18 protein-coding genes are annotated in these 16,688 nt (G+C 61.1%); 11 read left to right on the top strand and 7 right to left on the bottom strand.

Going from position 1 to position 16,688, the window contains the following annotated elements; all coding sequences use genetic code 11:
* The first annotated feature begins 29 nt into the window (after positions 1-29).
* The 6 genes from glnA (at position 30) to ntrC (ending at position 6,131) form a co-directional block, all read left to right on the top strand.
* Positions 30-1,436: a glutamate--ammonia ligase gene (gene glnA / locus EGM97_RS14990; RefSeq protein ID WP_053147846.1), complete on the top strand. Its 1,407-nt coding sequence runs from the start codon at positions 30-32 to the stop codon at positions 1,434-1,436.
* Between the two features lie 114 nt (positions 1,437-1,550).
* Positions 1,551-2,111 (top strand): chorismate mutase, encoded by a 561-nt coding sequence (locus EGM97_RS14995; RefSeq protein ID WP_238961285.1) that lies wholly within the window; start codon positions 1,551-1,553, stop codon positions 2,109-2,111.
* A 136-nt stretch (positions 2,112-2,247) separates the two neighbouring features.
* Positions 2,248-2,766: a DUF4124 domain-containing protein gene (locus tag EGM97_RS15000; protein WP_238961287.1), complete on the top strand. Its 519-nt coding sequence runs from the start codon at positions 2,248-2,250 to the stop codon at positions 2,764-2,766.
* Positions 2,763-3,380 (top strand): DUF4124 domain-containing protein, encoded by a 618-nt coding sequence (locus EGM97_RS15005; RefSeq protein WP_238961289.1) that lies wholly within the window; start codon positions 2,763-2,765, stop codon positions 3,378-3,380. The genes EGM97_RS15000 and EGM97_RS15005 overlap by 4 nt, the downstream gene beginning before the upstream one ends.
* 232 nt (positions 3,381-3,612) lie before the next feature.
* Positions 3,613-4,698, top strand: a complete 1,086-nt coding sequence (glnL, locus tag EGM97_RS15010) for a nitrogen regulation protein NR(II) (RefSeq protein ID WP_053147853.1) — start codon at positions 3,613-3,615, stop codon at positions 4,696-4,698.
* Positions 4,695-6,131, top strand: coding sequence for a nitrogen regulation protein NR(I) (gene ntrC / locus EGM97_RS15015; protein ID WP_053147855.1), 1,437 nt, complete (start codon positions 4,695-4,697; stop codon positions 6,129-6,131). The genes glnL and ntrC overlap by 4 nt, the downstream gene beginning before the upstream one ends.
* A 523-nt stretch (positions 6,132-6,654) precedes the next feature.
* On the opposite strand, the gene EGM97_RS15020 is transcribed toward ntrC, so the two are convergent.
* Positions 6,655-7,092, bottom strand: a complete 438-nt coding sequence (locus EGM97_RS15020) for a hypothetical protein (protein ID WP_238961290.1) — start codon at positions 7,090-7,092, stop codon at positions 6,655-6,657.
* Between EGM97_RS15020 and trmL the strand changes: the two genes are divergently transcribed.
* Complete coding sequence (trmL, locus tag EGM97_RS15025) at positions 7,091-7,546, top strand: tRNA (uridine(34)/cytosine(34)/5-carboxymethylaminomethyluridine(34)-2'-O)-methyltransferase TrmL (protein WP_238961291.1); 456 nt, start codon at positions 7,091-7,093, stop codon at positions 7,544-7,546. The two genes, EGM97_RS15020 and trmL, sit on opposite strands and share 2 nt — an antisense overlap.
* A gap of 133 nt (positions 7,547-7,679) precedes the next feature.
* Here trmL and secB read toward each other — a convergent pair whose 3' ends face one another.
* The 3 genes from secB to EGM97_RS15040 are packed head-to-tail and all read right to left on the bottom strand — an operon-like array spanning position 7,680 to position 8,870.
* A complete protein-coding gene (secB, locus tag EGM97_RS15030) occupies positions 7,680-8,162 on the bottom strand; it encodes a protein-export chaperone SecB (protein WP_053147861.1) in 483 nt (160 codons plus the stop codon).
* Between the two features lie 38 nt (positions 8,163-8,200).
* Positions 8,201-8,455, bottom strand: a complete 255-nt coding sequence (gene grxC / locus EGM97_RS15035; protein ID WP_053147863.1) for a glutaredoxin 3 — start codon at positions 8,453-8,455, stop codon at positions 8,201-8,203.
* A 1-nt stretch (position 8,456) separates the two neighbouring features.
* Complete coding sequence (locus tag EGM97_RS15040) at positions 8,457-8,870, bottom strand: rhodanese-like domain-containing protein (protein ID WP_238961292.1); 414 nt, start codon at positions 8,868-8,870, stop codon at positions 8,457-8,459.
* Positions 8,871-9,022: 152 nt separating this feature from the next.
* Here EGM97_RS15040 and gpmI point away from each other — a divergent pair, with 152 nt between their 5' ends.
* The 4 genes from gpmI (at position 9,023) to EGM97_RS15060 (ending at position 14,198) form a co-directional block, all read left to right on the top strand.
* Positions 9,023-10,552, top strand: coding sequence for a 2,3-bisphosphoglycerate-independent phosphoglycerate mutase (gene gpmI, locus EGM97_RS15045; protein ID WP_238961293.1), 1,530 nt, complete (start codon positions 9,023-9,025; stop codon positions 10,550-10,552).
* A 226-nt stretch (positions 10,553-10,778) separates the two neighbouring features.
* Complete coding sequence (locus EGM97_RS15050) at positions 10,779-12,065, top strand: murein hydrolase activator EnvC family protein (RefSeq protein WP_238961294.1); 1,287 nt, start codon at positions 10,779-10,781, stop codon at positions 12,063-12,065.
* Between the two features lie 32 nt (positions 12,066-12,097).
* Positions 12,098-13,414 carry a S41 family peptidase gene (locus tag EGM97_RS15055; protein ID WP_053147870.1) on the top strand — a complete coding sequence of 439 codons (1,317 nt, stop codon included), beginning with the start codon at positions 12,098-12,100 and terminating at the stop codon, positions 13,412-13,414.
* Position 13,415: 1 nt separating this feature from the next.
* The gene (locus tag EGM97_RS15060; RefSeq protein WP_238961295.1) at positions 13,416-14,198 is read left to right on the top strand and encodes a divergent polysaccharide deacetylase family protein; all 783 of its coding nucleotides are present in this window, start codon (positions 13,416-13,418) and stop codon (positions 14,196-14,198) included.
* 134 nt (positions 14,199-14,332) lie between these two features.
* Here EGM97_RS15060 and EGM97_RS15065 read toward each other — a convergent pair whose 3' ends face one another.
* From EGM97_RS15065 to hisA, 3 genes are all read right to left on the bottom strand, one after another.
* Positions 14,333-15,079 carry a substrate-binding periplasmic protein gene (locus EGM97_RS15065; RefSeq protein WP_238961296.1) on the bottom strand — a complete coding sequence of 249 codons (747 nt, stop codon included), beginning with the start codon at positions 15,077-15,079 and terminating at the stop codon, positions 14,333-14,335.
* 63 nt (positions 15,080-15,142) lie between these two features.
* Complete coding sequence (gene hisF / locus EGM97_RS15070) at positions 15,143-15,913, bottom strand: imidazole glycerol phosphate synthase subunit HisF (protein ID WP_238961299.1); 771 nt, start codon at positions 15,911-15,913, stop codon at positions 15,143-15,145.
* A gap of 9 nt (positions 15,914-15,922) precedes the next feature.
* Positions 15,923-16,660, bottom strand: a complete 738-nt coding sequence (gene hisA, locus EGM97_RS15075) for a 1-(5-phosphoribosyl)-5-[(5-phosphoribosylamino)methylideneamino]imidazole-4-carboxamide isomerase (RefSeq protein ID WP_038605771.1) — start codon at positions 16,658-16,660, stop codon at positions 15,923-15,925.
* Between the last annotated feature and the right edge of the window lie 28 nt (positions 16,661-16,688).

The following is a 16,688-nucleotide window of genomic DNA, read 5'->3' on the forward strand; positions in this document are numbered from 1 at the left end:
ATTACCGCCCGAAGCCACCCGGAGGACATATGTCGAAGTCGGTTCAACTCATCAAAGATCATGACGTCAAGTGGATTGATCTGCGCTTCACTGACACCAAAGGCACTCAACATCACGTGACCATGCCGGCCCGTGATGCGCTGGATGACGATTTCTTCGAAATCGGCAAGATGTTCGACGGTTCCTCCATCTCTGGCTGGAAAGGCATCGAAGCCTCCGACATGATCCTGATGCCGGACGACGAAACTGCGGTCCTGGACCCGTTCACCGAAGAGCCGACCCTGATCCTGGTCTGCGACATCATCGAACCTTCGACCATGCAAGGCTATGACCGCGACCCACGCGCCATCGCCCACCGTGCCGAGGAATACCTGAAGTCCACCGGTATCGGCGACACCGCTTTCTTCGGTCCAGAGCCTGAGTTCTTCATCTTCGACTCGGTCAAGTTCAAGTCCGACATCTCCGGTTCCATGTTCAAAATCTTCTCCGAACAAGGTTCGTGGATGTCCGACCAGGACGTGGAAGGCGGTAACAAAGGCCACCGTCCAGGCGTGAAAGGCGGTTACTTCCCGGTTCCACCGTTCGATTTCGACCACGAGATCCGTACCTCCATGTGCAACGCACTGGAAGAAATGGGCCAGACCGTCGAAGTTCACCACCACGAAGTGGCGACTGCCGGCCAGAACGAAATCGGTGTGAAATTCAACACGCTGGTCAAGAAAGCTGACGAAGTCCAGACCCTGAAATACGTTGTACACAACGTTGCCGACGCTTATGGCCGCACCGCGACCTTCATGCCGAAGCCTCTGTACGGCGACAACGGTTCGGGCATGCACGTTCACATGTCGATCTCCAAGGACGGCAAGAACACCTTCGCAGGCGAAGGCTATGCCGGTCTGTCGGACACCGCCCTGTACTTCATCGGCGGTATCATCAAGCACGGTAAGGCCCTGAACGGCTTCACCAACCCGTCGACCAACTCCTACAAGCGTCTGGTTCCTGGCTTCGAAGCTCCGGTCATGCTGGCCTACTCGGCTCGCAACCGTTCCGCCTCGATCCGTATTCCTTACGTGAACAGCCCTAAGGCGCGCCGCATCGAAGCCCGCTTCCCGGACCCGGCTGCCAACCCGTACCTGGCCTTCGCTGCACTGATGATGGCCGGTCTGGACGGTATCCAGAACAAGATCCACCCTGGCGATGCCGCCGACAAAAACCTGTATGACCTGCCGCCTGAAGAGGCCAAGGAAATCCCACAGGTTTGCGGTAGCCTGAAAGAAGCCCTGGAAGAGCTGGACAAGGGCCGTGCGTTCCTGACCAAGGGCGGCGTATTCAGCGACGACTTCATCGACGCTTACATCGCACTGAAAAGCGAAGAAGAAATCAAGGTTCGCACCTTCGTACACCCACTGGAATATGAGCTGTACTACAGCTGCTGATCCGGTAGCGTCGCCCCACGCGGCGTGAATAAGAGAGGCCTCCTTCGGGAGGCCTTTTTTGTGGGCGCGATATACGTGCATCATGCTCCACCCCCGGAAAACGAGAGATCGTCCATGACTTTGCGCTCCAAGCTCTGCCTTGCCCTCTCAGCGGCGTTGATGGCCACTGCCGCCAACGCCACCCCAGCCCCCGATGCCCTTACCCCTTTGCTTAACGCCATTAGCGAACGCATCGCCATCGCCGATCAGGTGGCCTTGAGCAAATGGGACAGCCATAAACCGGTGGAAGACCGTCAGCGCGAGCGCGAAGTCATCGCCGCCGCTGTCGCCCAGGCGCCGGTCTATAAGCTGACGGCCGAAACCGTGGAGACGTTCTTTGCAGCGCAGATAGAAGCCAACAAATTCGTGCAGTACGTCCACCTGTCCGACTGGGCCATGGAGGGCAAGACCCCGGACATGCCACGCGCCGACCTGGTGAACCAGATCCGCCCGCAACTCGACCGCTTGCAAAAACGCCTGCTGCAGCAACTGGCCGATTTCTCCCCCTACCGCACCGACCCGCAATGCCCGCAATGGATCGCCCGGGCCACTCACCACAACAAGCAGCACCCGATACGCCGGCTCGCCCTGATCCGCGCGACTGCGGAGTTGTGCATCACACCCCCAAAAGCCTGACCCAACCCATTCCCCTGTGGGAGCGAGCAGGCTCGCTCCCACAGGGGGTTCACCGGGGTCAATGCGCAACCATTTGGGCCAACCGCCCTCCCTGACCTATGCTGGAACCCAACACTTTCATTTCTCGGTTGATTTTATGGGTCGTGGTTTTCCAGGCGTTCTGTTGTTGCTGTTGGCGCTGCCTGCGGCGGCGCAAATCTACAAATACACCGACGCCAACGGCAACACCGCCTACAGCAACCAGCCGCCTGATGGCGTGCCGGCCCAGGCGGTCGAGCTGCCACCGCTCAACAGCATCGAACCCCAAGGCCCGGGTAGCCCGGAAACTCCAACGCCCCCTGCAATCAATGAAAAGCCGCGCAACGCCTACCAAACGCTGGAGTTGACAGACATTCCCACCGAAGAAGCCCTGCGCGCCAACAACGGCACCTTCACCGTCGGCGTCCGGGCCCAGCCACGCCTGCAAAGCCCACATCGGTTCAGACTTCTATTGAATGGCCAGCCCTATGGCCAGCCGACCAATGTGCCGCGGCTACAGTTGGTGAATATCGACCGAGGCGAGCACAGCCTGGCGGTCCAGGTCATCGATGGGGATACCGTCGTGCAGCAAAGCGAAACCGTCACGTTCACGGTACAACGGGTGCACCGGCCATGATCCGCTGGATGCTCCTGAGCCTGGCCTTGGTCGCCCTGCCGGGGTTCGCACAGGTCTACACCTACATCGACGCCCAGGGTAATCGGGTCTTTACCGATCAACCGCGCCCCGGCAACGCAAAAAAAGTCCAGTTGCCGCCCGGCAACCGGATGCCAACCCCACCCGTCACAGCGCCGGTACCGACCTCCGACGAGCCGCCCAGGCCCATATTTCATTACGAGATGCTCCGATTGTTAATCCCCGAGCCGGACGCCACGATACGCAGCACCGCCGGGGAGCTGATCGTCACCGCTACCAGCGAACCGGGGCTGAAAAAAGGCCACCGTTACCGCCTGCTGCTGGACGGCCAACCCACGGGCGAGCCCGGACCAAGCCCGGTGTTTTCCTTAAGCAATATTGATCGCGGCACTCATCACTTGGCGGTGGAGATCCTCGACGAGCAGGACCGTATCGTCGAACGTACCGCCAACCAACCTTTCCACATGCAGCGCATGTCGCTGGCGCAGAAGCGCCGCGTCAAGCCCTGCGCCATGGCCGATTATGGTCAACGCCCGGAATGCCCCCTGGCCGACAAGCCCGAAGAAGAAAAGAGCAGCATCCTCCCATTCTTTTAGCGCCCATCAAGCTTGCGCACTATATTGGTGCAAATAGTTGCACACCTTCCCATGGGCCTGCCCTTTTTGGTTCGAAAGTACCCGAAAAAAATGGCAGAACGCCACGTAACTGGGCGAAATCCAGCCCATTGACGCTCTAAACGCTTCTTTTCGGAGCCTTGGTTTGGTTTTTGCATTTTCCTTGGCACCAGCGCGTCATACGCGTGCTTGCTACGCTTCAAAAGAGGTCCTGATGACCATTAGCGACGCACTACACCGCTTGTTGCTCGACAACCTCACCACCGCGACCATCCTGCTCGACGCCGAACTGCGCCTCGAGTACATGAACCCGGCGGCGGAAATGCTCCTGGCCGTCAGCGGCCAGCGCAGCCATGGGCAATTCATCAGTGAGTTGTTCACTGAATCGGCCGAGGCGCTCAATTCCCTGCGCCAGGCCGTGGAGCAAGCCCATCCGTTCACCAAGCGCGAAGCGATGCTCACCGCCCTGACCGGCCAGACCCTGACCGTGGACTATGCGGTGACACCGATCCTGAACAACGGCGCGACCCTGTTGCTGCTGGAAGTTCATCCCCGTGACCGTCTGTTGCGCATCACCAAGGAAGAGGCCCAGCTGTCCAAGCAGGAAACCAGCAAGATGCTGGTGCGTGGCCTGGCCCATGAAATCAAGAACCCTCTCGGCGGAATTCGCGGCGCGGCGCAGTTGCTTTCCCGGGAGTTGCCGGAAGAAAGCCTCAAGGACTACACCAACGTCATCATCGAGGAAGCGGACCGCTTGCGAAACCTTGTGGACCGCATGCTCGGCTCGAACAAGCTGCCCTCACTGGCGATGTGCAACGTCCACGAAGTGCTGGAGCGCGTTGGCAGCCTCGTGGAAGCGGAAAGCCAGGGCTGCATCACCTTGGTGCGCGACTATGACCCGAGCATTCCCGACGTCCTGATCGACCGCGAGCAGATGATCCAGGCCGTGTTGAATATCGTACGCAACGCGATGCAGGCCATCAGCAGCCAGAACGAACTGCGCCTGGGCCGCATCAGCCTGCGCACTCGCGCCATGCGCCAGTTCACCATTGGCCACGTGCGCCATCGCCTGGTGACCAAGATCGAAATCATCGACAACGGCCCGGGCATCCCCCCGGAGCTGCAGGAAACCATCTTCTTCCCCATGGTCAGCGGCCGTCCGGACGGTACCGGGCTGGGCCTGGCCATTACCCAGAACATCATCAGTCAGCATCAGGGCCTGATCGAATGTGAGAGCCACCCTGGCCACACAACCTTTTCGATCTTCCTGCCACTGGAACAAGGAGCCACATCGACATGAGCCGTAGTGAAACCGTGTGGATCGTCGATGACGACCGTTCTATCCGCTGGGTCCTGGAAAAAGCTTTGCAACAGGAAGGCATGACCACCCAAAGCTTCGACAGTGCCGATGGAGTCATGAGCCGCCTGGCCCGTCAGCAGCCGGACGTCATCATCTCCGACATCCGCATGCCTGGCGCCAGTGGCCTGGACCTGCTGGCCCGGATTCGCGAGCAGCACCCGCGGCTGCCGGTGATCATCATGACCGCCCACTCGGACCTGGACAGCGCCGTTGCGTCCTATCAGGGCGGCGCTTTCGAGTACCTGCCCAAGCCGTTCGATGTCGATGAAGCAGTGTCGCTGGTCAAGCGCGCCAACCAGCATGCCCAGGAGCAACAAGGGCTGGAAGAAGTGCCAGCCCTGGCCCGGACTCCGGAAATCATTGGCGAAGCGCCAGCGATGCAAGAGGTTTTCCGCGCCATCGGCCGCCTGAGCCATTCCAATATCACCGTACTGATCAATGGTGAATCGGGCACGGGTAAGGAACTGGTCGCCCACGCCCTGCACCGCCACAGCCCGCGGGCGGCCTCGCCGTTCATTGCGCTGAACATGGCGGCGATTCCCAAGGATTTGATGGAGTCCGAACTGTTTGGCCACGAAAAGGGCGCATTCACCGGCGCGGCCAACCTGCGTCGCGGGCGCTTCGAGCAGGCCGACGGCGGCACGCTGTTCCTCGATGAAATCGGTGACATGCCGGCCGACACCCAGACCCGCTTGCTGCGCGTTCTGGCCGACGGAGAGTTCTATCGAGTGGGCGGCCACACGCCGGTCAAGGTCGATGTGCGCATCATCGCCGCGACCCACCAGAACCTGGAAACCCTGGTGCACGCCGGTAAATTCCGCGAGGACTTGTTCCATCGCCTGAATGTGATTCGCATCCATATCCCGCGCCTGGCGGATCGTCGCGAAGACATCCCGACCCTGGCCAGGCACTTCCTCAGTCGCGCAGCTCAGGAACTGGCGGTGGAGCCCAAGCTGCTCAAGAGCGAGACTGAGGAATACCTCAAGAACCTGCCATGGCCCGGCAACGTGCGCCAGTTGGAGAATACCTGCCGCTGGATCACGGTCATGGCGTCGGGGCGCGAGGTGCACATCGGCGACCTGCCACCGGAACTGTTGAGCCTGCCACAGGACTCGGCACCGGTGACCAACTGGGAACAGGCCTTGCGCCAATGGGCCGACCAGGCGCTGACCCGTGGCCAGTCGAGCCTGCTGGACAGCGCCGTCCCGAGCTTCGAGCGGATCATGATCGAAACCGCCCTCAAACACACCGCCGGCCGCCGCCGCGACGCCGCCGTGCTGCTGGGCTGGGGCCGCAATACCTTGACCCGCAAGATCAAGGAATTGGGGATGAAGGTCGATGGTGGGGATGATGATGAGGGGGATGAGGGCTAACGGAACCTGAGCCCTCGCCTACCTTGAAGGCCAATCGCGAACAGGCTCGCTCTCACATTGGATCGTTGGCGCCCACAGACGCGTGGACATCGCCGAACCCTGTGGGAGCGAGCCTGCTCGCGATGTTTTTTAAAGGATTCGTGCACCGTATCAATGCACTGCGAACCGCAACTGCGCTTACTCCAATGACCCTGGCAGCCAGCCAATCTCAAGAACCACCGCGTCCTGTAACCGCAAAAGCCCCGTAATACGGGACTCTCAGCCTAAACACCAAATTTTCTGTGACAGCTCATCCAAATCTGGCACGCCCTCTGCATTAACCCAATCACTACCCAGTTTCGGGGACCTTGGTACAGGCAGGCCGGGGATTCCCCATTTTATTCAGGGCTCATCGAGCCCAACGTTTTGGGGGCCTTGATACAGGCAGGTCAAGGTTCCCTTCTTTACCCCAGGGCTGAGCGCCGACCGCGAGCCCTCCCGTTTTGGGGTCCTTGGTACAGGCAGGCCGGGGATTCCCTCTTTATTACTCCTGGAGACGGACCTCCAGCCGCCAGCGGCCATCCACCTCGCTGCCAGCCCACTGGGCGCGCAACGGACGCGCCGCCACCAGCGTCAGCAACAACCCCTTGTCACTCAACCGAACACGCCAGTTCACGTCCTTGCCGTTGAGTTTCAACCGTCCCTTCTGCGCCTGGCCCTCTGCTTCGAACAGCAGCGCTACGGAGCCGTCAATGATCTCTCCGTGCAACCTGGTTTCGTCGTTGAACCAGGCCACCAGCACTCCATCGCCCACTTCGATCTGCTGCAGGACGCTTGGCTCGGGATTGGTCAGGCGGCCGATCATCAAGCCGATCATCAAGCCGAAAATCGCCAGTGAAGCCATCACCCGCGGCATTAGCGTCGAACGGCGGTCGGTTTGCGGCGTAGAATGCCGCTCATCTTCATCTGCGGAGCCGTGCATGTTTCACGTCATCCTTTTTCAACCGGAAATTCCACCGAATACCGGCAACGTCATCAGGCTCTGCGCCAATAGTGGCTGTTACCTGCATCTGATCGAACCGCTGGGCTTCGAGATGGACGATAAGCGCCTGCGCCGTGCCGGCCTGGACTATCACGAGTATGCCACTTTGCAGCGCCATGCCAATCTGGCCAGTTGTCTGGAAAGCCTCGGGCATCCGCGCCTTTTCGCCTTCACCACCAAGGGTTCGCGCCCCTTCCACGATGTCAGCTTCATCCCGGGCGATGCGTTCGTATTCGGTCCGGAAAGCCGGGGCCTGCCGGCTGAAGTGCTGGACGCCCTGCCAGCAGACCAGCGCCTGCGCTTGCCGATGCGTGAAGGCTGTCGCAGCCTGAACCTGTCCAATACGGTGGCGGTGGCTGTCTATGAGGCCTGGCGGCAGAATGGTTTCCAATGACACCCCATAACTAATGTGGGAGCGGGCTTGCTCGCGAAAGCGGAGTGTCAGTTGACATTGATGTCGCCTGACACTCCGCTTTCGCGAGCAAGCCCGCTCCCACAATGGACTTGCGTAAACGCTCAGCCTGGAATTACTGAACCGTCGCGCCGCCTTCCTGCTGCATGCGTTGCAATTCTTGCGCATACAGGGCATCGAAGTTCACCGGTGCCAGCATCAGCGCCGGGAACGAACCGCGGGTTACCAGGCTGTCCAGGGCTTCGCGAGCGTAAGGGAACAAGATGTTCGGGCAGAACGCGCCCAGGGTGTGGCTCATCGAAGCCGCGTCCAGGTTCTTGATCAGGAAGATCCCGGCCTGCTGCACTTCGGCGATGAACGCCACTTCCTCACCGTTCTTGACTGTGACGGACAACGTCAGCACCACCTCATGGAAGTCTTCTTCCAGGGCTTTCTGACGGGTGTTCAGGTCCAGGCCTACGCTCGGCTCCCACTGCTGGCGAAAGATCGCCGGGCTTTTCGGGGCTTCGAAGGACAGGTCGCGTACATAAATGCGCTGCAAGGAGAATTGCGGTGCGGCTTCTTCTTCGCTGGCAGCTGTGTTCTGTTGGTCAGTCATCGCAGATCCTTCTTACATTCAGGTTCTTGGTAGGGGGTTCAGGCCTGGAGCATCGCGTCGAGCTTGCCGGCGCGCTCCAGGGCGTACAGATCGTCGCAACCGCCCACGTGGGTGTTGCCGATCCAGATCTGCGGCACGGACGTGCGTCCGGCCTTGCGGGTCATTTCGGCGCGCAGTTGCGGCTTGCCGTCGACCTTGATCTCTTCGAAGGCCACGCCTTTGTTCTGGAGCAGGAATTTGGCCCTGGAACAATAGGGGCAGTAATCGCTGGAATAGACAACGACGTGGGTCATCTCACTTCACCAGGGGCAGGTTGTCGGCTTTCCAGCTTGCCACGCCACCGGACAGCTTGGCGGCGGTGAAGCCGGACTTCATCAGTTCGCGGGCATGGGTACCGGCGGTCTGGCCCATGGCGTCGACCAGGATGATGGTCTTGGCCTTGTGTTTTTCCAGCTCGCCGATACGCGCGGCCAGCTTGTCCTGGGGGATGTTCAACGCGCCGACGATATGGCCGGCGGCAAAATCCTTGCCCGGACGGATATCCACCACCACGCCCGCATCCTTGTTGACCAGCGCGGTCAGTTCGCCAGTGCTCAGGCTACGGCCGCCGCCCTGCATCGTATGGGCAATCAGCAATGCCAGCAGAACGACGAAGATGCCGACAAGAATATAGTGGTTAGTGGCAAATTGAATCAGGTGAGCAACCATCGAAGGAGGTTCCAGGGCGTTAAAATGTCGGCCAGTATACACAGCACGCAAGGCCGGCCAAACCCCGCCCGGCGGTGACGGCATCGGAACTTACCTTTAAACTGCCCGTCCCTTTTGCATCGTCTTCTTTCAACCCGCCACGAGTGGATTCCATGACTACCACGCCTAAACCTTTGGTCCTGATGATTCTCGACGGCTTCGGTCACAGTGACAGCCACGAATCCAACGCCGTTTATGCCGCCAAGAAGCCTGTGCTGGACCGCCTGTGGGCCAGCGTGCCGAACGGCCTGATCTCCGGGAGCGGCATGGACGTCGGCCTGCCGGATGGCCAAATGGGCAACTCCGAAGTCGGCCACATGAACCTCGGCGCCGGTCGCGTGGTTTACCAGGACTTCACCCGGGTGACCAAAGCGATCCGCGACGGCGAGTTCTTCGAGAACCCGACCATCTGCGCCGCTGTGGATAAAGCCGTGGCTGCCGGCAAGGCCGTACATTTCATGGGGCTGCTGTCCGATGGCGGCGTGCACAGCCACCAGGACCACCTGGTGGCCATGGCCGAACTGGCCGCCAAGCGTGGCGCTACGAACATTTACCTGCACGCTTTCCTCGACGGCCGCGACACCCCGCCGAAAAGCGCCGCATCGTCGATCGAGCTGCTGGACAATACCTTCCAGTCCCTCGGCAAGGGCCGTATCGCCAGTATCGTCGGTCGTTACTACGCCATGGACCGCGACAACCGTTGGGATCGCGTCGCCCAGGCTTATAACCTGATCGTCGATGGCAACGCCGAATTCAGCGCCGCCACCGCCCAGGAAGGCCTGGAAGCTGCCTACGAGCGCGGCGAAAGCGATGAGTTCGTCAAGGCCACCACCATTGGCGCGCCGGTCAAGGTCGAGGACGGCGACGCCGTGGTGTTCATGAACTTCCGCGCCGACCGTGCCCGCGAGCTGACCCGTGTTTTCGTCGAAGACGATTTCAAGGAATTCGAACGCGCCCGCCAGCCGAAGCTGGCAGGCTTCGTGATGCTGACCCAATACGCCGCCAGCATCCCCGCGCCGTCGGCCTTCGCCGCCGGCAGCCTGGAGAACGTGCTGGGCGACTACCTGGCGAAAAACGGCAAGACCCAACTGCGCATCGCCGAAACCGAGAAGTACGCCCACGTGACGTTCTTTTTCTCCGGCGGCCGCGAAGAACCCTTCCCCGGCGAAGAACGCATCCTGATTCCATCGCCGAAAGTCGCCACCTACGACCTGCAACCCGAGATGAGCGCCCCGGAAGTGACCGATCGCATCGTCGATGCCATCGAGAACCTGCGCTACGACGTGATCGTGGTCAACTACGCCAACGGCGACATGGTGGGCCATAGCGGCGTGTTCGAGGCGGCAGTCAAGGCCGTGGAATGCCTGGACACCTGCGTGGGGCGCATTGTCGATGCACTGGAGAAGGTCGGTGGCGAAGCGCTGATCACCGCCGACCATGGCAACGTCGAGCAGATGTCCGACGAATCCACCGGCCAGGCCCATACCGCCCACACCACCGAGCCGGTGCCGTTCATTTATGTCGGCAAGCGCGACTTCAAGGTCCGCGAGGGCGGCGTACTGGCCGACGTGGCACCGACCATGCTGATGCTGCTGGGGATGGAAAAGCCGGCGGAAATGACCGGGACTTCGATTCTGGTTTGATTGGTTGGAGCACCGCAAATCGACTGTGGGAGCGGGCTTGCTCGCGAATGCGCCGTGGCAGTTTGCATCATTGTGACTGACACACCGCTTTCGCGAGCAAGCCCGCTCCCACATTGGTTTTGGGGTGTTTTTCCGGCCAGTTATCACACAGCCCCAAATGGGCGTTTTTTTTGCAGCGTGGGGCGGGCATACTAAGCCGTCCCTTACCCTGGTGCCGCCCGCCTCTATGCTCCGCGTCCTGATAGCCCTCGTTCTGACCTGCCTGCTCCAACCGGCCTTTGCCGACGAACGCACGCAAACCCAACAACAGTTGGAGGCAACGCGCCAGGACATTGCCGAGCTGAAAAAACTGCTGGGCAAGTTGCAGGAAGAAAAAGCCGGCGTACAGAAAGACCTGCGTGGCACTGAAACGGAAATGGGCAAGCTGGAAAAGCAGGTCGAGGCCTTGCAGAAAGAGCTGAAGAAAAGCGAATCCGAGCTGCAGCGACTCGACGGAGAGAAAAAAAAACTCCAGAGCGCGCGCACTGAACAGCAGAAACTGATCGCCATCCAGGCTCGGGCGGCCTATCAGACCGGGCGCCAGGAATATCTCAAGCTGTTGCTCAACCAGCAGAATCCCGAAAAATTCGCCCGTACCCTCACTTACTACGACTACCTGAGCCAGGCACGCCTGGAACAACTCAAAAGCTTCAACGAGACCCTGCGCCAACTGGCCAATGTCGAAAAGGACATCGAACTACAACAGGCCCAGTTGTTGGTGCAGAAAAGCAGCCTCGACACCCAGCGCGAGGAACTCGACAAGGTTCGCAAGGAGCGCCAGGTGGTCCTGGCCAGGCTCAACGATGACGTAAAGGCCCGCGATAGCAAGCTCAAGGCCCGCGAGCAGGATCAGGCCGAACTGGCCAAGGTATTGAAGACCATTGAGGAAACCCTGGCCCGCCAGGCTCGGGAGGCGGAAGAAGCGCGTCAGAAAGCGCTGATCGCCCAGCAGGAAGCCGAAAAAAAGCGTTTACGTGAAGCACAGGCCGACACCAGCGATGAGCCCCGCAAGCCGGCCAGGCCAAGCCCTGGTGCATTGGTTTCCAGCGACGGAGAAACCTTCGGCGGCGCTTTCGCTTCCGCCAGAGGCAAACTTCCATGGCCGGTCAATGGTCGATTACTTGCACGCTTTGGTGAAACCCGCGGCGACGATACCCGTACAAAGTGGGACGGCGTGATGATCAGTGCCTCCGCCGGCAGCCAGGTCCATGCCGTTCACGGCGGGCGCGTGGTCTTCGCCGACTGGCTGCGCGGCGCAGGCCTGCTGGTAATCCTGGATCACGGCAACGGTTACCTCAGCCTGTACGGCCACAATCAGACGCTGCTCAAGAGCGCCGGGGATGTGGTAAAAGCCGGCGAGTCCATTTCCACGGTCGGCAACAGTGGCGGGCAGGATACGCCAGCACTGTATTTCGCTATTCGTCAGCAGGGTCGCCCCAGCGATCCGGCCCAATGGTGTCGTGCGCAAGGATAAGCGTGCCCATCCAATTAAGGAGTTCGTTCGACATGCTGCACTTGTCCCGCCTTACCTCGCTGGCCCTGACGATCGCCCTTGTGATCGGCGCGCCCCTGGCGTTCGCCGCCGAACCGGCCCCATCGTCCACCGCAGCTACGGCTGCCACCACCAAGGCCCCGCTGCCGCTGGACGAGCTGCGTACCTTTGCTGAAGTCATGGACCGGATCAAGGCTGCCTACGTCGAGCCGGTGGATGACAAGATGCTGCTGGAAAACGCCATCAAGGGCATGCTCAGCAATCTCGATCCGCACTCGGCCTACCTCGGGCCGGAGGACTTTGCCGAGTTGCAGGAAAGCACCAGCGGCGAGTTTGGCGGCCTGGGCATCGAAGTCGGTAGCGAAGACGGCTTCGTCAAAGTGGTCTCGCCCATCGACGACACACCGGCCTCCAAGGCAGGCATCCAGGCCGGCGACTTCATCGTCAAGATCAACGGCCAACCCACTCGCGGCCAGAGCATGACCGAAGCAGTGGACAAGATGCGCGGCAAGATCGGCCAGAAGATCACCCTGACCCTGGTTCGCGACGGCGGCACGCCGTTCGATGTCACCCTGACGCGAGCGGTCATCCAGGTCAAAAGCGTGAAGAGCCAGTTGCTCGAATCAGGCTATGGCTACATCCGCATCACCCAGTTCCAGGTCAAGACCGGCGAAGAAGTTGCCAAGGCCCTGGCCAAGCTGCGCAAGGACAACGGCAAGAAACTCAACGGCCTGGTCCTGGACCTGCGCAACAACCCCGGCGGCGTGCTGCAAGCGGCGGTGGAAGTGGTGGACCACTTCATCACCAAGGGCCTGATCGTCTACACCAAGGGCCGCATCGCCAATTCCGAATTGCGCTTCTCGGCCACCGGCAACGACCTGAGCGAAGCCGTGCCGCTGGTAGTGCTGATCAACGGCGGCAGCGCTTCGGCCTCGGAAATCGTCGCCGGCGCCCTGCAGGATCAGAAGCGCGGCGTTGTCATGGGCACTACCAGCTTCGGCAAGGGCTCGGTGCAGACCGTATTGCCACTGAATAACGATCGCGCCCTGAAGATCACCACTGCGTTGTACTTCACGCCCAATGGCCGCTCTATCCAGGCCCAGGGGATTGTCCCGGACATCGAAGTGCGCAAGGCCAAGATCACCAGCGAGCAGGACAGTGAGTACTTCAAGGAAGCCGACCTGCAAGGTCACTTGGGCAATGGCAACGGCGGTGCCGATAAACCGACCGGCTCCGGCGCCAAGGCGAAGCCGATGCCACAGGACGACGACTATCAGCTGGCCCAGGCCCTGAGCCTGCTCAAGGGACTGAATATCACCTCCGGCCGCTGAGATGCTCCTGCGGTTCCTCCTCGGCCTATTGTGCTGTATGGCCGGCGCCACCCTTGCGGCGCCCGCCACGCCATCCGCTCCCCCGCACAAGGCTTACCTGAGCCTGATCATCGACGACCTGGGGCAGAACCTGCCTCGGGATCGCCGGGTCCTGGCCCTGCCCGGCCCGGTCACCGCGGCGATCATGCCCGATACCCCCCACGCGGCCGAGCTCGCTCGCGAAGCCCATCGCGCCGGCAAGATCGTCATGCTGCACATGCCGATGGACCCGGCCACGGGGCCGTTCGCCTGGCATCCGGAGCTATCCATCGAGGAACTGGGCAAGCGTCTCGACGCTGCGTTTGCGGCAGTGCCCTACACCAGCGGGATCAACAACCACATGGGCAGCCGCATGACCGCCCAGCCCCAGGCCATGGCGTGGTTGATGGCCGACCTGCAAAAACGACACAAGTTTTTCGTCGACAGCCGCACCAGCGCCCAGACCGTTGCAGCCGCCGAAGCGCAGAAAATCGGCCTGGCCAGTGTGTCTCGGGATGTGTTCCTCGATGATGAACGCACCGAAGCCGCCATCGCCCATCAACTACAAACCGCGATTGACCTGGCCCGGCGACAGGGCTCGGCCGTCATGATCGGTCATCCGTATCCGCAGACCCTGGCGGTACTGGAGCGCGAACTGCCCAAGCTCCAGGCCCAGGGCGTGGAATGGATCGACATCAAGTCGATGATCAGCCTGCGTAGCAACCGGGCGATGGTTGGGCATGGGAAGGATGGGGTTTATCGGTAGCGCTTGGTCAAGACCGCGTCGCTGCCATCGCGAGCAGGCTCGCTCCCACAGGGGATCTGCTGTGAATACAAATCTTGTGCCCGACGCAGAACCATTGTGGGAGCGAGCCTGCTCGCGATGGGGGCGACGCGGTCTTAGAGATACCGCGCCATGATCACGTCCACCGCACCTTCCTTGCGCAATTCATCCAAAGCAGCCTGAAGACGGGCAACGACGTCGTCCGGCACGTCCTTGTTCAAGGCCAGGTACAGTTCGGCACTGTTGAATCGCAACACAGTCTTGAGATCACTCACCCCTTCCTGACGCGCCAGATACCGCCCGGCCGGATCCCCGGTGGCCCACAGGTCGATCTGCCCGTTGAGCAGTTTCCTGGCATTGTCCTGGTCGCGCAGGACCACAATCGGATTCAGCCCTTGCCTGGTCAACGTCTCGGCAATCGCATCGCCCTTGTAGGCACCGATCCTGTAGCGGCGCGCCTGCTCCAGTGAGTCCAGGGCAATTTTGCTGTCCGCCTTGGCGAGCATGATCCAGTCGTCCGGGCCAATAGGGCCAACCCATTTGAATAGCTTCTCGCGCTCCGGCAACCGCGCCATGACAAACACACCATAACCGGGTTTCTCCAGGGCGAGCTTATATATTCGCTCCCAGGGGAAACGCAGCGTCAGGGTGTAAGTGATATCGGCCCGCTTGAAGATCTCGCGGACGATGTCCACGGCGATACCGTGGATGTTTTCGTCCTGCGCGAAGTTCTTGCCATTCTTTGCCATGTTGTATGGCGGGAAGTTCTCGGTCAGCAACACCAACGATGTATCGGCAGCGCGGGCGCTACCTGCGAGCAGCAACGTGGCGCCTGCAAAGGCTAGAACGAAGCGTTTGAGCATGTCGGACTACCGCAATCCATGGTGAACCCAAGAGTGCCTTGGGCCCGCCATGGTGTCCAGCGATCAGCGAATGCAGATACCGCGCTGTGCCATGTAGGCCTTGGCCTCGGGCACGGTGTACTCGCCGAAGTGGAAAATGCTCGCCGCCAACACCGCACTGGCGTGGCCCTCGATGATCCCGTCGGCCAGATGCTGCAGGTTGCCGACACCGCCGGACGCAATGACCGGGATGCCCAGGGCATCGCTGATGGCGCGGGTGACGCCCAGGTCGAAGCCGTTCTTCATACCGTCCTGATCCATGCTGGTCAGCAGGATCTCACCGGCGCCCAGGCCCTCCATCTTCTTCGCCCATTCAACGGCGTCGAGCCCGGTGGGCTTGCGGCCGCCGTGTGTGAAGATCTCCCAGCGCGGGGTTTCGCCCGGGCCGGAAACCTTTTTCGCGTCGATGGCCACGACGATGCATTGCGAGCCAAAACGCTGGGCCGCTTCGCCGACGAACTCCGGGTTGAACACCGCAGCGGTGTTGATCGACACCTTGTCCGCGCCGGCGTTGAGCAGGTTACGGATGTCCTGCACGGTGCGTACGCCACCGCCCACGGTCAGCGGGATGAATACCTGGCTGGCCATGCGTTCGACGGTGTGCAACGTGGTGTCGCGGCCGTCTACGCTGGCCGTGATGTCCAGGAAGGTAATCTCGTCCGCACCCTGCTCGTCGTAGCGACGGGCAATTTCCACCGGATCGCCGGCGTCACGGATGTTCTCGAACTTGACGCCCTTGACCACCCGGCCGTTGTCCACGTCCAGGCAAGGGATGATGCGTTTGGCCAGCGCCATGGTCAGTCCTCAGCCTTTATAGGAATCACAGAAGGCCTGGGCCTCGGCGACGTCCAGGGTGCCTTCGTAGATCGCACGACCTGTGATCGCCCCGATGATGCCAGGCGCCTTGGCGTCGAGCAGTGCCTTGATGTCGCCCAGGTTGTGGATACCGCCGGATGCGATGACCGGAATCTTCGTGGCGGCAGCCAGGGCGGCGGTGAACGGGACGTTGCAGCCCTGCATCATGCCGTCTTTGGCGATGTCGGTGTAGACGATGGCGGACACGCCGTCGGCCTCGAAGCGCTTGGCCAGGTCGATCACCTGCACGCTGCTGACTTCAGCCCAGCCGTCGGTGGCGACGAAACCGTCCTTGGCGTCCAGGCCAACGATGACCTTGCCCGGGAAGGCGCGACAGGCTTCGGCGACGAACTCCGGCTCCTTCACGGCCTTGGTGCCGATAATCACGTAGCTCACGCCAGCCTTGACGTAGTGCTCGATGGTTTCCAGCGAGCGAATACCGCCGCCAATCTGGATCGGCAGATTCGGGTAGCGCTTGGCAATGGCCGTGACCACTTCGCCGTTGACCGGTTGCCCTTCGAAAGCGCCGTTCAAGTCCACCAGATGCAGACGACGGCAACCGCCCTCCACCCACTTGGCGGCCATGCTCACCGGGTCATCGGAGAACACCGTGGAGTCTTCCATCCGGCCCTGACGCAGACGTACGCAAGCGCCGTCCTTGAGATCGATAGCGGGAATAATCAGCATCTGGCAAACCTTCAAATACGAATGTTCA

The sequence above is a fragment of the Pseudomonas sp. AF32 genome (assembly GCF_022342325.2).
GTDB lineage: Bacteria > Pseudomonadota > Gammaproteobacteria > Pseudomonadales > Pseudomonadaceae > Aquipseudomonas > Aquipseudomonas uvaldensis.

Bases quoted from the DNA above. Each gene is read 5' to 3' on its own strand.
- hisF (WP_238961299.1), bottom strand. From the start codon at position 15,913: ATGGCGCTGGCCAAACGCATCATCCCTTGCCTGGACGTGGACAACGGC.
- EGM97_RS15050 (WP_238961294.1), top strand. From the start codon at position 10,779: ATGCTCCGCGTCCTGATAGCCCTCGTTCTGACCTGCCTGCTCCAACCG.
- ntrC (WP_053147855.1), top strand. From the start codon at position 4,695: ATGAGCCGTAGTGAAACCGTGTGGATCGTCGATGACGACCGTTCTATC.
- gpmI (WP_238961293.1), top strand. From the start codon at position 9,023: ATGACTACCACGCCTAAACCTTTGGTCCTGATGATTCTCGACGGCTTC.
- EGM97_RS14995 (WP_238961285.1), top strand. From the start codon at position 1,551: ATGACTTTGCGCTCCAAGCTCTGCCTTGCCCTCTCAGCGGCGTTGATG.
- glnA (WP_053147846.1), top strand. From the start codon at position 30: ATGTCGAAGTCGGTTCAACTCATCAAAGATCATGACGTCAAGTGGATT.
- EGM97_RS15065 (WP_238961296.1), bottom strand. From the start codon at position 15,079: ATGCTCAAACGCTTCGTTCTAGCCTTTGCAGGCGCCACGTTGCTGCTC.
- glnL (WP_053147853.1), top strand. From the start codon at position 3,613: ATGACCATTAGCGACGCACTACACCGCTTGTTGCTCGACAACCTCACC.
- EGM97_RS15000 (WP_238961287.1), top strand. From the start codon at position 2,248: ATGGGTCGTGGTTTTCCAGGCGTTCTGTTGTTGCTGTTGGCGCTGCCT.
- EGM97_RS15020 (WP_238961290.1), bottom strand. From the start codon at position 7,092: ATGCACGGCTCCGCAGATGAAGATGAGCGGCATTCTACGCCGCAAACC.
- trmL (WP_238961291.1), top strand. From the start codon at position 7,091: ATGTTTCACGTCATCCTTTTTCAACCGGAAATTCCACCGAATACCGGC.
- EGM97_RS15005 (WP_238961289.1), top strand. From the start codon at position 2,763: ATGATCCGCTGGATGCTCCTGAGCCTGGCCTTGGTCGCCCTGCCGGGG.
- grxC (WP_053147863.1), bottom strand. From the start codon at position 8,455: ATGACCCACGTCGTTGTCTATTCCAGCGATTACTGCCCCTATTGTTCC.
- EGM97_RS15040 (WP_238961292.1), bottom strand. From the start codon at position 8,870: ATGGTTGCTCACCTGATTCAATTTGCCACTAACCACTATATTCTTGTC.
- EGM97_RS15060 (WP_238961295.1), top strand. From the start codon at position 13,416: ATGCTCCTGCGGTTCCTCCTCGGCCTATTGTGCTGTATGGCCGGCGCC.
- secB (WP_053147861.1), bottom strand. From the start codon at position 8,162: ATGACTGACCAACAGAACACAGCTGCCAGCGAAGAAGAAGCCGCACCG.
- hisA (WP_038605771.1), bottom strand. From the start codon at position 16,660: ATGCTGATTATTCCCGCTATCGATCTCAAGGACGGCGCTTGCGTACGT.
- EGM97_RS15055 (WP_053147870.1), top strand. From the start codon at position 12,098: ATGCTGCACTTGTCCCGCCTTACCTCGCTGGCCCTGACGATCGCCCTT.